Source organism: Vibrio sp. THAF64, assembly GCF_009363455.1.
GTDB lineage: Bacteria > Pseudomonadota > Gammaproteobacteria > Enterobacterales > Vibrionaceae > Vibrio > Vibrio coralliilyticus.
Genome location: NZ_CP045355.1, coordinates 129,620 through 146,698, shown reverse-complemented (window position 1 = coordinate 146,698; position 17,079 = coordinate 129,620). Strand labels below are relative to the sequence as shown.

General features: G+C 46.6%; 2 protein-coding genes. Both read right to left on the bottom strand.

All coding sequences use genetic code 11. The features are described 5' to 3' along the window. Positions 1 to 2: 2 nt before the first annotated feature. Positions 3 to 15,185 carry a hemagglutinin repeat-containing protein gene (locus FIU99_RS00595; RefSeq protein WP_152471937.1) on the bottom strand — a complete coding sequence of 5,061 codons (15,183 nt, stop codon included), beginning with the start codon at positions 15,183 to 15,185 and terminating at the stop codon, positions 3 to 5. 17 nt (positions 15,186 to 15,202) lie between these two features. Beyond that, complete coding sequence (locus FIU99_RS00590) at positions 15,203 to 16,888, bottom strand: ShlB/FhaC/HecB family hemolysin secretion/activation protein (protein WP_006957173.1); 1,686 nt, start codon at positions 16,886 to 16,888, stop codon at positions 15,203 to 15,205. Positions 16,889 to 17,079 lie beyond the last annotated feature (191 nt).

The following is a 17,079-nucleotide window of genomic DNA, read 5'->3' as shown; positions in this document are numbered from 1 at the left end:
TATTACATCCTCACGTTTTTAATCACACGTTCTTTTTCTATTCCATTATTGATTTTATATGTTACAACAATTTCATCTGGTCGCTTACTGCTTCCTGTATATACTGGTTTAATATCCACCTTAACAACACTCCCCCTATCTAGCTCATTTCTCCATATTCTCTCTAGGCTGCCCCACTCACCACCAGAACCATTTACCTTTTTGTTCATAGGTACATAATTAATCTGCTCACCTAGTCCATCGAACATAGACGCAATGAGATGTCCTCCGTGATCATCCTCTAAACCATCTTTTATACCGCCTGTCTTACCAGCTTGCCGTTGCTGATAAGTATTTCTATCTCTTCGTACTAGTTCTGTTAAATCCGTTGAAACCGAATCTACTCGTCCCAACTCATCTGTTTTATACAAGCTATCACTTGTTTTATAGTTCGTATTTGGCTCTGGGTTGTTTAGGAACTTATTCCACCCACCTTTTTGCCCCGGAGTAGTTTCAATAACAGTCCGCCCTGTATCTTGTTCGATAGAAACCCTCGCTATATTCTCGGCACCATATTTATCTTCAAGAGCGTTCTTTGCTTCATCTGATATGTAGAAGCCTTGATTTCCATTAGGCTTGCGAGTTGTTGAATCACTGATTATCTCAGTAGTATCACTGGCTTTAGGCTTTAACTTGACTGTAATATTCGCGCCATTACTGCCAAATGTTCCTTGTTCTGCCTTTACCTCAACTCTTTTAAGAGTATCAACTGCATTTTTATACCCAATGTACAAATCATCCAAGCCAGCCTTAGTCGCGTCAGTAACATCCACTTTCCAGCTCTTTAAGGAAGCAACCAGCTCATCCTTACTCTTAAGCACGACACCTTTAGTAAGTAGAACTTGTGCTATGTCTGGTCCAAGTTGAGCTACACCCACAACACCCGCTAACGCTGAAGGAGCACCCGCGGCAGTATATGCTGTATCCCAATTATCCTTGATGGCATTAACACGTTCACTTGTTGATGGGTCCAAGAGCATGTCGGAGACACCTAATGATGTGATATTCAAAGTGGCTCTTTTAAATGCTTCCCTTTGCTCATCATCAGGACCAATCATGAAGTCATTAATCTTAGCTTCATTGTTCTCCAAGAATTTAGTGATTTCTGGACTCACGCCTTGCTTGTTTAGTTGCTCGGTTACATACCTCATTTTAGACGTAGAAGATGCGCCCGAATTTGCCAACGGTCCATAGGTCATAATATGGGTGACATTTTCCAGCAGGTTGTTCATTTCATCCAGAGACAGCTTCTTAGTATTAGGGTCGGTTGCCATTAACTGCGCAAATCGACCATACCCGCCATCTCTAACCGTTTCGAAATCCAGTTGCCCTACAGGAACATTCTTAACTGTCTCCCAGTTATTTCTAACCAGAGCAGAGTCGTTACCAATATGTGAGTTAGTATTGCCTTTATTAACCTTGCCAAGACCGCTGTTCTCTAGTGCAAATTCGTAGTTACCTTCAGCATAGCTACCTACCAGTTCAGCGTAGTTTTCTCCTTGATCTCCTTTATCCCCGATGATGCCTTGCTTCTCTAATCCGTGAGTAACTTCATGAGCCAGAGTGTTCATATAGTCTTGAGCATTTTTCATTGCCTTATCATTCAGAACAATGTTACTGCCCTTGTCGCCTGTATAGTGCGCACCACCAATCGATTTATTAACTGCAATAACCAAGGCACTCTCGATGGAAATACCGAATACTTCTGAGTAGGCAACAGCGTAATCATTGATGGCTGTTTGCTTCTGCTCAGCGGTAGCACTGTCGAGGTTATTGATATTGACCGCTGCATCACCGTTGTTTTGAGCAATTAATAACTGAACATCCAGCTCTTTCTGCACGACGTTCATGTGCTCAAAGGTATCAGCGAGTGTGACTGAGTCTTTTAGGGCGATATCGGCAAGTGATTGTCCCGCTAACTCAGTCCGCTTCATATCCTCCGCGATCTGTTGGCGCCCACCCTTACTCAACAACCGATGATCAACCGTAACATCGATATCTCCCTGCTGACGGTCAACACTAAACAAGTCTTTATCTGTATGTTCAATGTCGCGATTTAAGCGTGAGGTGTCGTCGGAGTTTTCTGAGTCCGCGATGGTTAACTGACCTTGCCCTATGGTCGCTAGGGTCTTAGATTTGCTGTAACCCGACGTATTCTTGTATTGAACAGACGTTGAATTATTGGTTGAATCCAGTTCACCGTCATTTACTCCGACACTCGTGTTTAACCCCATGCTTCTATTTTGGTTGTAACTGGTGTTCGAAAGGTCGGCGTAAGTGAAGGAGCCTGTGGATAGGTTAAGCTGACCACTGTCTTTGCCCTCATCGTCTAGAGCTGCAATGGTGGCGCCTTTAATATCCGTGTTGCCCGTCACCTGCACATCAGCATAACCACCTGAAGTAAGGCTAGTTAATACTGTTTGCTTGGAGCGAGCCCGTCCATTTGATGCATTAAAGCCACCATTTGCACCCTTCACATCGCCAGCACTACTTACCTCTTCCAGCATACCTTCAGGCAGAACTCCAGCTCCGTCAGCCATATCACCACCGCCCAAAGACAAACCGGTACTGAAACCACTGCCACGCTGGCTAGAACTATGACGGTCTTGCACTGAGGTGATATTCAGGTCTCCGCCAACATTCACCACCAAACTGTCGTGGGCCGCGACGTTAGCACCATTCACATTGGTATCGGCTTGCGAGGTAATAGCAATATGCTGCCCACTCAACTTGCTATTGGTGTGTGTCGTCGCTGTTGTTGTTTCTTCACTACGGTTGGAACTGCCCGTGAGGTTTATTCCTGATGATGCTCCATACACGGTGAGAGAAGCACCTATAGAGCCAGATTCTGTTTGAGACTGGCGATGGTAAGTGTCTTGAGATGCTTCTAAATTGACCTCATTGGCGGCTACCGTCAGGCTCTCTTTAGCCTCAACTATCGAGCCCCGCACTAAGGCTTGATCGCCGTTTTTCTGTCCTGCGTTTAATACGACATTCTGACCTGACAGATTTGACCCAATTGACGTAGTCTGCTGCGTGGTAGAATCAGTTTGGCTAGCTTGAATATCAAGGTGAAGACCCGCATTAAACCCATAAGTAGCGGCACTTTGTGATGCAGCCGCGCTCTGCTGAGCAAGTAGTGTTGTCTTGGATGTGACATCTTCAGCCGCTAAGGCAACCCCTGAGACATACCAAGCTTCATCACTCTTAACGTCAGACACTAAATCACGAAGTTCTTCCACATCTTCAAATGAGACACCCGGCTTGTTGTCAGAATACTCTTGCTCTAGACGCGCTAGGGTTGAAGAAAGTGAATCGAGTCCTTTTTTGTACTGCTTATAGTCTTGCTGCGCTTTCTTAAGACGCTTGGTTGAGTCTTTTAATGCTTCGGCTGCTTTGGCTACTTCCGCAGCCTGATGCTGAACCACCAAACTGACTTCTGCCGAACCATGTATTTCTTCTTTCTGCTCGTTGAACTGATCGACGACTTCTTTGACGATGATGCTATCTTTCGCCTCTAGGTTTAGATCCCCTATGCGATCACTATCTGCATCTGCGCGTAAGTCTGAGCCTTCAACCCGAATGTCTGACTCTGCAGATAAAGATAAATTACCCCTCGATGTAATAGCGCTGCCTTGATGGCGTATCTCTTCGCTTTGTGTGGTAACTTTATCGTATTTTGCTTCTCCCAATGTGACTTTAAGGGTACCGTCATCAAAGCTAATTCCCTGATTAAAGTCGCCCAGGCCGACAGATAGTTTTTCTTCGCTTTCGAAGCGAGAAATAGATTCCTTCGCTGAAAGTACTTCAACATTACCCGTGTCTGCCTTTAGCGAAGCATCTTGCCCAGAAGTGAGGCTTGAACCCACCACTTTAATCGAACCTGCCTCAACATTTAGGTTACCGCCAGCCGAAATTTGACTTGCTTGTGCAGTTGAAGATTGCCCACCTTGACGCTTTTTCTCCATTTCAAACAAGTTACCGCCACTCAGGAAGGAAGATTTCTCATCCCACTGCTGACTCTGCTTCAAGACCTCACCGGCTGCCACTAACACATCGTCAATGGCGTTCAAATTAACGTCACCCCCGCTAGTCACTTCACTCGCCAGAACACCAATACTCTGACCTGAAGTAACAGAGACATCGCCAGAGTTAATCACATAACTGCTATTGAGTAGGGTCGCATCATCGATACTTCCTTTGCGATGACCGCTTAATCCACCAAAGCCTTTCTTGATTGACTCGTGACGTTCATATGTTTTATATGACTGAGCAGCTAATGTGACATCGCCATCTGCTGTTAGGCTGACCTGTTCTTGAGCATTGAGCTCTGAACCAATCAAACGGATATCGCTGTCGCCACCTGGAGTCAAAGTTGAATCTAGGTTTTGTGCCGTCAGTGTGATGTCCTCACCAGCCGCAATAGCGCTTCCTTTCGCCTTCTCATGATAGGTTTCGTTGATTGTGGTCTTGCTTCGGCCAAATGATTTCTTACTTACCGTTTTATCAAAGTGATATTGGCTATCATTAACGGCAAGTACATTGATATCCTGTTTCGCTTTCAGCGAAGCCGAGCCTTCGGCCATGATCTGGCTTCCAGATAAAGTGATATCTGACCCCGAAGTCACGACGACATCAGAGCCACTTAATGAAGACCCTTGATGACTTATCGAACGGTTTAATTCTGAATAACCAGAGCGATACAGGTGATCTGATTGTAGATTCTTTGCTGTCTGAACCGTCACATCCCCGATGGCGTGTACGTTCAAGTCCCCAATAGCACTAATCTCACTGGCAGTGACAGAAACATCACGCCCAGCGACTATAGATAGTTGACCACCTGAACCAATGCTAGAACCAATATGTTCTGTCGTTTTCTCTCCAACGCGTTTATGTCCTAGATCTACATCAAACGCATGTGTATTGGCTTTAGTATCCAGAACAATATCTTGAACTGCAGCCAGAGAAACATCGCCACCCGCAGAGATTGACGCAGCGATGTTCTCGATGTTTTCTCCTGCATTAATACTCAGAGCATTGCCAGAACCAATGTTGGCAGTACGACCAATATCTGTGAAAACACTTTCTCCTCCACCATGCATTGCGCGGAGCTCTTTCACTAAAGTTTCATTGATCACGCTGCCAGATGAGCTGGTTAGGGCAAGATTCTCACCTAAAATATCACCGCTGAGGTTCAGGATATCGTTCTCGGCTGTTAGCGATACGTTACCACCACGTATCGTTCCTCTCTTGTTGCTAATCCCATCTTGGCTAACGACTTTTAGTGAGTCGAAGCCCACTATTTCACCAGAATTGTCTAGGTCACCAGATTGAATGTTTGTATGAGTGGCAGCGATTTGTGCTCCAGAAACAATATGGTTCTTCGTCACTTCAGCAAGATACAGCTTCGGAGCTAAAACAGACTGCCCGTTCACCTCAATGGTTTCGTACCAAACAATATCATGGCTCAGGCTAGCCACTTGTTCTGCAGATAACGCAATACCAACTTGTAAATCCAGCGCTTGCTTTTCTGCTGCCGCTGAATCCATCAACTGTTGCATCTGAGCCAGATCGCTACCCACATTTTTACCTAGATATCGCTGGCCTGTTTGCTCAAAGATAGCCTGGGTAATAACTCGAGTATCATAGAAAGCGTCCCCTAGGAAAGTGACGTCTTCTTCTGGGTAATAATCCACCTGGTTTTGAAAGTAGTCTGAACCTAAGAACTGGTCCAAGTTAGTCAGCAACGGATTGGTTTCTATGACATATCGCCCTTCAGGTTTAGGGCTAAAAACAAACAATCCATTTGGCTGAGTAGGTAGGCGAAACTCAGGAAACGGAACAGGCCCCCTACTGATTAAGCGAATATCTGGGCGGGGTTGTTCATTGATAATAAGAGCCTTTGCGACTGGTGGAACGCTAACATTACTCTTACGTGAAATTTTAGTTTGACCACTTTCTTCACTTAAAACCTGACCAAGTATATCCGGAAGGTCATTACTTCCTCCAATATTGCCACTAGATATTGATACCTCAGAAGGGCCATTGACATCATTCCGGTTAGTCGCATGAGTATAACGACCTTCTTCTCGTATGATGCTGTTGCTAATCTCAAGGCTATCAGGAGAATTTATATCCGTTGTCACCGCTTTATCCGGTGTACTTACAGCAAAGTCACGACGCGACATTACGCCTTCAGTTGAGATTGAAACTATTTCAGGCTCATTATGGCTCTTTAAGTTAACCTCAGTTGCACTATCGGGTTGTTCTACTCTAGCCACTCTAGTATTAGAAACTGTCTGCGACTCTATATCAGCTGATTGAATAGTGTCTACATCCCCTAAATGTTCCAAACTCAGATTATCAGGGCCTGAAACCACAGCGCTTTGCGTTGCTTGCAGTTGACGAGACTGCGCTGTGCTGCCGCTAACGGCACTATTCGCTCTAATTGTCGAATTGTTGACGGTATTCGAAACATTTAGGTTTAAACGATTACTTGCCGTTATCGAACTATTGAGCTGACTACCTCCATGATTGACTCGACGAGTATTAACCCTGTTGAATTGGAGTGTATTTATACTCCAACGATCACTTAATTTGTAATCATAGTAAGTGGTGTGTTCTGAAAACTGATAGCCTTTGTTGGTCAGTGAGTTAGCACTGATAGAAACATTTTCACCAGCTATCTGACTCGAGTTATTTAAAACGGTCCCCGCGCCAATAACGAGGTCTTCTTTTGCAAGGATTTTACTCACAGAAGACGCATTTTTTAAGCGCACAGATTCCTTGTAAGCAAGAACTGTAAACTCATGTCCTGAAATGACTCTATATGCCCATGAACAGCGATTGCCTCTTTCTCTATCTCTGCAATTATCAGTTCTATAATACTCTGTGGTAGGTTCATGCTTAGTACCTTTGGAGTTATAGAGTGTTGGGTACTGAGCGCGTTTATCTTGCGACACTACCGTCTGAACCTCTAACGTTGTCCTCTTATTTGTCAGGTTTCCGGTATATATTGAAACATCACCACCTGACGATTCGATGGTACCTGAGCTATTCGTGACACTGGTGTTCCGTTCATTAGCTGCATTCCGAGCAATCACCATATCCTGATCGGATAACACATCACTATAATTGTTCAGATTTTCACTAAATAGATTGGCATTACCACCCGCATACAACAACCCATGGTTTGTCAGCGTTCCACCGCTCTGAAGTGTCAAATCAGAAAGTGATACCAGCGCACCACTGTTATTCAACGAATCAGAGGTCAATCCTAATGCCTTAATCGCTTGCAGCGTTCCTGAGTTAGCCACATCACCAGCTTGGATTTCTGTGGTATCGCCTGAGATTACACCTCCAGACTGGTTGGTTAGACCTTCGTCTAGCTCTACCCGAGTCAAATTGCGACTACTAATCTCCGAACTATTTTCTAATCGCACTGCTTTCAGATGCAAATTACGCCCAGCAATCAGAGCGTGCTGATTGTTGTATTCACCATTCACTGTAATATCTAAATCACGATTTGAAGCCAACGTGCCTTGATGTGCCAGCTGGTGCGCTTGAACTTCAAAGTCTTGGTGGGATTGTAATTGCCCCTGATTATTCAACTGATTCGTAAAAATCTTGCTGTCACCACCACTTAGCCACTTTCCTTGGTGATGAAATTGTTCTGAATTAGCCGCTAAGTCAACGCCCGCTTTTAATGAGCTTTGACTTTGTGTCATCAGTGAATTGTCAGCGGTTATAAGCATGCTCTGGCCTGACTGGATCTCACCAGAAACCACTATTTGATCTGCCTTTAAGGTCATATCTCCTAACGATAGGATGCGGCCAGTTTGTGTTAGAGCCTTAGCTTGAGCGATAAGAGTGGACAAGCTACTCACTACACCAGAGATTTGTATTGAATCAGCAGTCAGACTCATGGCTTTGCTCGATAACAACTTCTGGCTGCTCGACAGCACACCCGTCTCGACAGATAACGCACCACCTGACTCAACATCACCCGTCAACGACACCGAATCACGCTGCGATAACGTCATATCCCCAACACTGGCTAAGACACCACTTTGTGATAACGACTGACCTCGCACCGTCACAGCATCCTGCGACGTCACCGTTCCACCCAGTGTCACCGAATCACCTTCTATGACTAACTCTGCACCCGTACCTGTCTTACCTGTCAAAGAAACTTGAGGACCCGTCACTCTCAAGCGCTGACCCGCCAGTAACTGACTGTCACGCCCGCTGCTCACTTGAGTACCACCGGCCAGCAAAACCTCACCCGTCGACTGCACCGTCCCAGTGATGTCCAGACGCTCACCCTGCACCGTCAGGTCTCCCCCACTGACAGTGGTCCCTGAAAGGGTCTGGCTGTCTGACAATAACTGCGCATCACCACTACTCACCACGGTTCCAGACTGCGTAAGAGACGCTGTACGCAGCAATACGCTACCCACTCCTGAGCCCGATGACAGCGCATGAGTATGGTCAACCGACACCACACCACTGTTATTAATACTTTGATTGGCGTTTATCAGCGCCTGACCCAAGGCAATTACACGTCCGGTATTCAGCAGAGAATCTGCGGTTAAGTTCAGCGTATCTAAAGCCTGCAACGTCCCCGCATTCGTTATACTGCGTGACGATAACGTCAATTGTTCGCCCGCTAAGACGCCAGACGCACGGTTCACCACACCTTCTGTCACGCGCACAACCAACGCATCCGATGTCGATAACTCCCCTCGGTTATCCAGACTTTTCGCGGTGACCGATATCTCGCCACCACTGACGACATCACCATCCGACACTAAATCGGATTCTGTGATTAACTGAATACCCTGATTGGCTTCAATGTCACCATTTTGAACTAACGTGCTACCATTGAGTGAAACTGCACCTGCCGATGAGATTGTCCCTTGATGGGTCAGATGCTCCGCCGACACGTCAATATCACCACCACTGGAAAATTGACCCTGATTCACTAAGGTTTGACTGGTTATCGTCAATGGCAACTGGCTAACCAGCTGCCCTTGGCTCCCCACATTTAGGTCACGTTGAAGCGTGACGGATAAGGTATCATCACTCTGGACACGACCATTAAGATGAGCCTCACCCGCCAACAATGACAACGCTTGTTTGGCCACCATCTGACCAGACTGAGTCAGCAAATCACTCTTCAGTGTGAGCTGCTCTCCGCTACTCACTTCACCTTGCAACGTTGTCGTGTCAGCAGTCAGACTCATGACTTTGCTCGATAACAACTTCTGGCTGCTCGACAGCACACCCGTCTCGACAGATAACGCACCACCTGACTCAACATCACCCGTCAACGACACCGAATCACGCTGCGATAACGTCATATCCCCAACACTGGCTAAGACACCACTTTGTGATAACGACTGACCTCGCACCGTCACAGCATCCTGCGACGTCACCGTTCCACCCAGTGTCACCGAATCACCTTCTATGACTAACTCTGCACCCGTACCTGTCTTACCTGTCAAAGAAACTTGAGGACCCGTCACTCTCAAACGCTGACCCGCCAGTAACTGACTGTCACGCCCGCTGCTCACTTGAGTACCACCGGCCAGCAAAACCTCACCCGTCGACTGCACCGTCCCAGTGATGTCCAGACGCTCACCCTGCACCGTCAGGTCTCCCCCACTGACAGTGGTCCCTGAAAGGGTCTGGCTGTCTGACAATAACTGCGCATCACCACTACTCACCACGGTTCCAGACTGCGTAAGAGACGCTGTACGCAGCAATACGCTACCCACTCCTGAGCCCGATGACAGCGCATGAGTATGGTCAACCGACACCACACCACTGTTATTAATACTTTGATTGGCGTTTATCAGCGCCTGACCCAAGGCAATTACACGTCCGGTATTCAGCAGAGAATCTGCGGTTAAGTTCAGCGTATCTAAAGCCTGCAACGTCCCCGCATTCGTTATACTGCGTGACGATAACGTCAATTGTTCGCCCGCTAAGACGCCAGACGCACGGTTCACCACACCTTCTGTCACGCGCACAACCAACGCATCCGATGTCGATAACTCCCCTCGGTTATCCAGACTTTTCGCGGTGACCGATATCTCGCCACCACTGACGACATCACCATCCGACACTAAATCGGATTCTGTGATTAACTGAATACCCTGATTGGCTTCAATGTCACCATTTTGAACTAACGTGCTACCATTGAGTGAAACTGCACCTGCCGATGAGATTGTCCCTTGATGGGTCAGATGCTCCGCCGACACGTCAATATCACCACCACTGGAAAATTGACCCTGATTCACTAAGGTTTGACTGGTTATCGTCAATGGCAACTGGCTAACCAGCTGCCCTTGGCTCCCCACATTTAGGTCACGTTGAAGCGTGACGGATAAGGTATCATCACTCTGGACACGACCATTAAGATGAGCCTCACCCGCCAACAATGACAACGCTTGTTTGGCCACCATCTGACCAGACTGAGTCAGCAAATCACTCTTCAGTGTGAGCTGCTCTCCGCTACTCACTTCACCTTGCAACGTTGTCGTGTCAGCAGTCAGACTCATGACTTTGCTCGATAACAACTTCTGGCTGCTCGACAGCACACCCGTCTCGACAGATAACGCACCACCTGACTCAACATCACCCGTCAACGACACCGAATCACGCTGCGATAACGTCATATCCCCAACACTGGCTAAGACACCACTTTGTGATAACGACTGACCTCGCACCGTCACAGCATCCTGCGACGTCACCGTTCCACCCAGTGTCACCGAATCACCTTCTATGACTAACTCTGCACCCGTACCTGTCTTACCTGTCAAAGAAACTTGAGGACCCGTCACTCTCAAACGCTGACCCGCCAGTAACTGACTGTCACGCCCGCTGCTCACTTGAGTACCACCGGCCAGCAAAACCTCACCCGTCGACTGCACCGTCCCAGTGATGTCCAGACGCTCACCCTGCACCGTCAGGTCTCCCCCACTGACAGTGGTCCCTGAAAGGGTCTGGCTGTCTGACAATAACTGCGCATCACCACTACTCACCACGGTTCCAGACTGCGTAAGAGACGCTGTACGCAGCAATACGCTACCCACTCCTGAGCCCGATGACAGCGCATGAGTATGGTCAACCGACACCACACCACTGTTATTAATACTTTGATTGGCGTTTATCAGCGCCTGACCCAAGGCAATTACACGTCCGGTATTCAGCAGAGAATCTGCGGTTAAGTTCAGCGTATCTAAAGCCTGCAACGTCCCCGCATTCGTTATACTGCGTGACGATAACGTCAATTGTTCGCCCGCTAAGACGCCAGACGCACGGTTCACCACACCTTCTGTCACGCGCACAACCAACGCATCCGATGTCGATAACTCCCCTCGGTTATCCAGACTTTTCGCGGTGACCGATATCTCGCCACCACTGACGACATCACCATCCGACACTAAATCGGATTCTGTGATTAACTGAATACCCTGATTGGCTTCAATGTCACCATTTTGAACTAACGTGCTACCATTGAGTGAAACTGCACCTGCCGATGAGATTGTCCCTTGATGGGTCAGATGCTCCGCCGACACGTCAATATCACCACCACTGGAAAATTGACCCTGATTCACTAAGGTTTGACTGGTTATCGTCAATGGCAACTGGCTAACCAGCTGCCCTTGGCTCCCCACATTTAGGTCACGTTGAAGCGTGACGGATAAGGTATCATCACTCTGGACACGACCATTAAGATGAGCCTCACCCGCCAACAATGACAACGCTTGTTTGGCCACCATCTGACCAGACTGAGTCAGCAAATCACTCTTCAGTGTGAGCTGCTCTCCGCTACTCACTTCACCTTGCAACGTTGTCGTGTCAGCAGTCAGACTCATGACTTTGCTCGATAACAACTTCTGGCTGCTCGACAGCACACCCGTCTCGACAGATAACGCACCACCTGACTCAACATCACCCGTCAACGACACCGAATCACGCTGCGATAACGTCATATCCCCAACACTGGCTAAGACACCACTTTGTGATAACGACTGACCTCGCACCGTCACAGCATCCTGCGACGTCACCGTTCCACCCAGTGTCACCGAATCACCTTCTATGACTAACTCTGCACCCGTACCTGTCTTACCTGTCAAAGAAACTTGAGGACCCGTCACTCTCAAACGCTGACCCGCCAGTAACTGACTGTCACGCCCGCTGCTCACTTGAGTACCACCGGCCAGCAAAACCTCACCCGTCGACTGCACCGTCCCAGTGATGTCCAGACGCTCACCCTGCACCGTCAGGTCTCCCCCACTGACAGTGGTCCCTGAAAGGGTCTGGCTGTCTGACAATAACTGCGCATCACCACTACTCACCACGGTTCCAGACTGCGTAAGAGACGCTGTACGCAGCAATACGCTACCCACTCCTGAGCCCGATGACAGCGCATGAGTATGGTCAACCGACACCACACCACTGTTATTAATACTTTGATTGGCGTTTATCAGCGCCTGACCCAAGGCAATTACACGTCCGGTATTCAGCAGAGAATCTGCGGTTAAGTTCAGCGTATCTAAAGCCTGCAACGTCCCCGCATTCGTTATACTGCGTGACGATAACGTCAATTGTTCGCCCGCTAAGACGCCAGACGCACGGTTCACCACACCTTCTGTCACGCGCACAACCAACGCATCCGATGTCGATAACTCCCCTCGGTTATCCAGACTTTTCGCGGTGACCGATATCTCGCCACCACTGACGACATCACCATCCGACACTAAATCGGATTCTGTGATTAACTGAATACCCTGATTGGCTTCAATGTCACCATTTTGAACTAACGTGCTACCATTGAGTGAAACTGCACCTGCCGATGAGATTGTCCCTTGATGGGTCAGATGCTCCGCCGACACGTCAATATCACCACCACTGGAAAATTGACCCTGATTCACTAAGGTTTGACTGGTTATCGTCAATGGCAACTGGCTAACCAGCTGCCCTTGGCTCCCCACATTTAGGTCACGTTGAAGCGTGACGGATAAGGTATCATCACTCTGGACACGACCATTAAGATGAGCCTCACCCGCCAACAATGACAACGCTTGTTTGGCCACCATCTGACCAGACTGAGTCAGCAAATCACTCTTCAGTGTGAGCTGCTCTCCGCTACTCACTTCACCTTGCAACGTTGTCGTGTCAGCAGTCAGACTCATGACTTTGCTCGATAACAACTTCTGGCTGCTCGACAGCACACCCGTCTCGACAGATAACGCACCACCTGACTCAACATCACCCGTCAACGATACCGAATCACGCTGCGATAACGTCATATCCCCAACACTGGCTAACACACCACTTTGTGATAACGACTGACCTCGCACCGTCACAGCATCCTGCGACGTCACTGTACCGCCCAGTGTCACCGAATCACCTTCTATGACTAACTCTGCACCCGTACCTGTCTTACCTGTCAAAGAAACTTGAGGACCCGTCACTCTCAAACGCTGACCCGCCAGCAACTGACTGTCACGCCCGCTGCTCACTTGAGTACCACCGGCCAGCAAAGCCTCACCCGTCGACTGCACCGTCCCAGAAATGTCCAGATGCTCACCCTGTACCGTCAGGTCTCCAACACTCTCCAACACACCTGTTATAGAAGAGGCTGCCGCATCAATAACTACAGTCTTACCTTGCGCTTGTCCTCGGTGAACTACTTTTTCACCGCTAACTAGTAGGCTAGAACCTGACTTAAGATGGCCGCTAGCATCTATATGAGAACTACTTAAAGTTAGATTATCTACTGCACTGAGATCCGTTTCTTCTGTTAATTTCAAGTGCTCATTTGATCTCAGCACCGCTTGCTCTGTTCTTGCTGTGCTACCAAATGTCAAAGTATCCGAAGAAATACTCAATTGCTTTGTTTGTATTGTTCCTGAGCCCGTTACACTCAACGTCTTTCCTGACACATCCAATGTCTCGGCTACCGAAATAGATCCTTGGTTTTCAAGACGGCTCACATTACTCCATTGAGCATTTTGAGTATTTAACGAGCTGCTAGCATTCAACTGGCTACGACTAACTTTTGCCTCCAGATCGATGGTATCGATCTGACTTCCCAACAACGTCAAACCATCAGCATCCAAGTCTACATTCTGTCCTGCCGCAACTTTTGCATCCTGGATAGCTACTTCTGCCCCTTCAATTGACAATTCAGTTTTGATACGTTGTTCGCCTTCAATAACCACATTGTCTTGGCTGCTAATCTCTAGTGATTTAGCGCTATCCACTCTTCCTAGGCGAACCTCACCGTCAGCACTAATTGTGATGTTTCCCTGGGAAGTTGACAGTTCACCAACATTAACCCCAACACCATCTTCTGTTGCAATTAAAGCGATACGACCCGCATACATCCCTCCAATAGATGAAGTATCTATCGCCAATTGAGGTTTGTTTGAGGGGCTATTCTCTTGTTTGATGGTTTTGTTCGTCAAATATTCAACTTGATTACTTCCCGTAATGATGGATAAATCATTAGCATGAATAGCCGCATTTATTTCTGCTGTGCGACTTATAATGTCAAAATAAGTTTGATTTGAGGCATCCAGCCCAAGCCCTTCGATACTTACCGAACCTTCGGCTACATTAAATCCGCTTAAAGCGCCCTTCTCAAACTCAGGCGTACCTGTTGAGAAGGTCACCCGAGGTGTATTGATAAAACCACATCCGTTACAAGTAATCCCGTATGGGTTTGCAAGAATAACATTGGCACTTTGACCAAAAACCTCGGTATACCCCTCAAGCTTACTTCTGTTAGCTCCTGTCACTTCATTCAAGATGACACTGGCGGATTTTCCGTTTAAGTTGGGGTTGTTCTGTAACAAGCCACCAAGCTGTGATTGCGCTAATTGCGCAGTCGAGTTATTGAGGATAAGTCCCTTCGAATCTACGTTAAACTGTTTATACTTGTTATGAGACAAACCGTTGCTGTCTGGTGTCGCGATATTAACCACTTCTACACCATTGCCAGCCGCAACTTTCGATGTGTTTACTACTGAGGTATCGATTACCACATTAGCCATCGCTGGCTGAAGTGTCATCAAACAGCATAGTGTATAGGTCAGAGTCACCTGACTAAAAGTCAAACGTTTATCCATAGAAGAAAGCCTTATACTCAAATCGACAGTTCAAGTCGGTAATAGACAACGTAATCATCAGCTTTAAGCTGAGACGGAAAAGCCAAGGGGAGGCCTAAAGAAAGGGAGCTAGATGCATGCTTCGATCTTGTTTTAACCCCAAAGCTAGCACCGGCAAGCGAACCGCGTTCTGATTCATCAGTTGGATCTTTAGCTATGCTTCCCATATCTAAGGCAGCATTAAGCGAGATTTGCCCTAGGTAAGGGTATTGGCTTACATTTTTTGTTAGGTCATTACGCCAGTAATAACCTTCATCTCCAGATAAGGATTTACCTTTAAAGCCTCGAACCGAGTATTCGCCACCAATACTAATTCGCTCTGCGCCATACAGGGTGTCATTGCTCCACTGACCAAAAAATGTACTAGAAAAAATAAGTTCATTCGCCAGAAAATGGGTATAGCTTCCAGATATAGTTCCTTTTGAGAACTGAGCTCTTGGAATAGTAGGGTCTGAAGACTGATTCTCTTCACCACCAAACCAATCAGTCCCTAAAGAATATTTAGGAGAGACCGTTAAGAAACCATCACCCAAGCGCGTGCTGTGTTCCCATGAAAATGAAGCAGAAGACAAATCTCGTGAGCTAGATTCAAGCAATTGATCAAGTAGGTAGTTTTTTTCCCGTCGATGATTAATTCCAAGTCTAAAAGAAGACTTACTCCTATCATCTCGATAAAATAACCATTTTATATCTGCATCATGACTATTTGTTTTTCCAGACGCATCAAAGACAAAGTCATTACTTGTGAAATTGGTGCTGTATTTACTGAACGCTGACCTGTAGCCAATATTCCAATAACCGACTGGGAAGTCGAGGCTCAAGTATAGGCTCTCGGAATCTCTAGAATCGATAAAAGCGGCACTCTTAGTGGCTGAAATTGTCCATTTGTCAAATAAATTCAGCATATCTTCCGCCGAGACACTGAGCGATAATTGCTCTTCGCCCGTCGATTTTTGACCACCATTGCTTAAACCGGCACTAGCTGAAACTATTCGACCTAATTCAGTTTTTATATCAACAATCGAGTAGCCTTGTTTTTTACCTGGCAGAAACTGAATTTGAGCATTATAACGAGACAATCGATTTATCTGTTCTAAACCTTGCTCAATATCTCTTAAGTTAAGCACTCCTCTCATGGCCCTTGGAAGTACCATATTCAAACTAGACGAAGGAGCACCATTTAATAGTATCTGCTCTATTTTTCCTTCCAGAATTACTATCTTAAGCACTCCAGAACTAAGATCCTGAGGGATTAGGAAAGCGCGTGAGGTAACGTAACCACTCTTGACATAGTGGTTTGTAATTACCCTTAAATATTCATTTATTTCATTTAAGCCAATGCATGATGGGGAAAAATTCAACCAATGCACCAGCTCTTCGTCAGAGTAAATCTCGTTACCTTCGAAGCTCAAACTATGCACTTCAAAGCATTCAGCCGATTCTACGCTGTCACTTTTTGGTAAAGTAGGGAAATTGTGTAACTGACTAACCGAATCTTTTGCTTTTTCTAACTGCTCTAATCTGATTGCTTGCTCTCTTTCTTGCTCAGCAAGAGTAGAAGGAGACACTACATTTATGAGGGTTGAAGCCATGCTCAATTTAATTGACATAACAACAAAAACACCGAGTGCGGTCGCTTTAACTCCACACTGGAAAGACAACATATTTTACCTGCCAATCAAACGTTATTTTTTTGTAAAACGAATAATTAATTTATTATTTATGAGTCAGGTACAATAACACTTGATTATAATTTGACAAGATGAAATTGACTAAAAATACATCAAGTAAATATATTGCATATTTGTGCAAAAGGTATGATTAAAATCAGGATAATTAAAAAAGCCCCGCTCTG

Bases quoted from the DNA above. Each gene is read 5' to 3' on its own strand.
- FIU99_RS00595 (WP_152471937.1), bottom strand. From the start codon at position 15,185: ATGGATAAACGTTTGACTTTTAGTCAGGTGACTCTGACCTATACACTA.
- FIU99_RS00590 (WP_006957173.1), bottom strand. From the start codon at position 16,888: ATGTTGTCTTTCCAGTGTGGAGTTAAAGCGACCGCACTCGGTGTTTTT.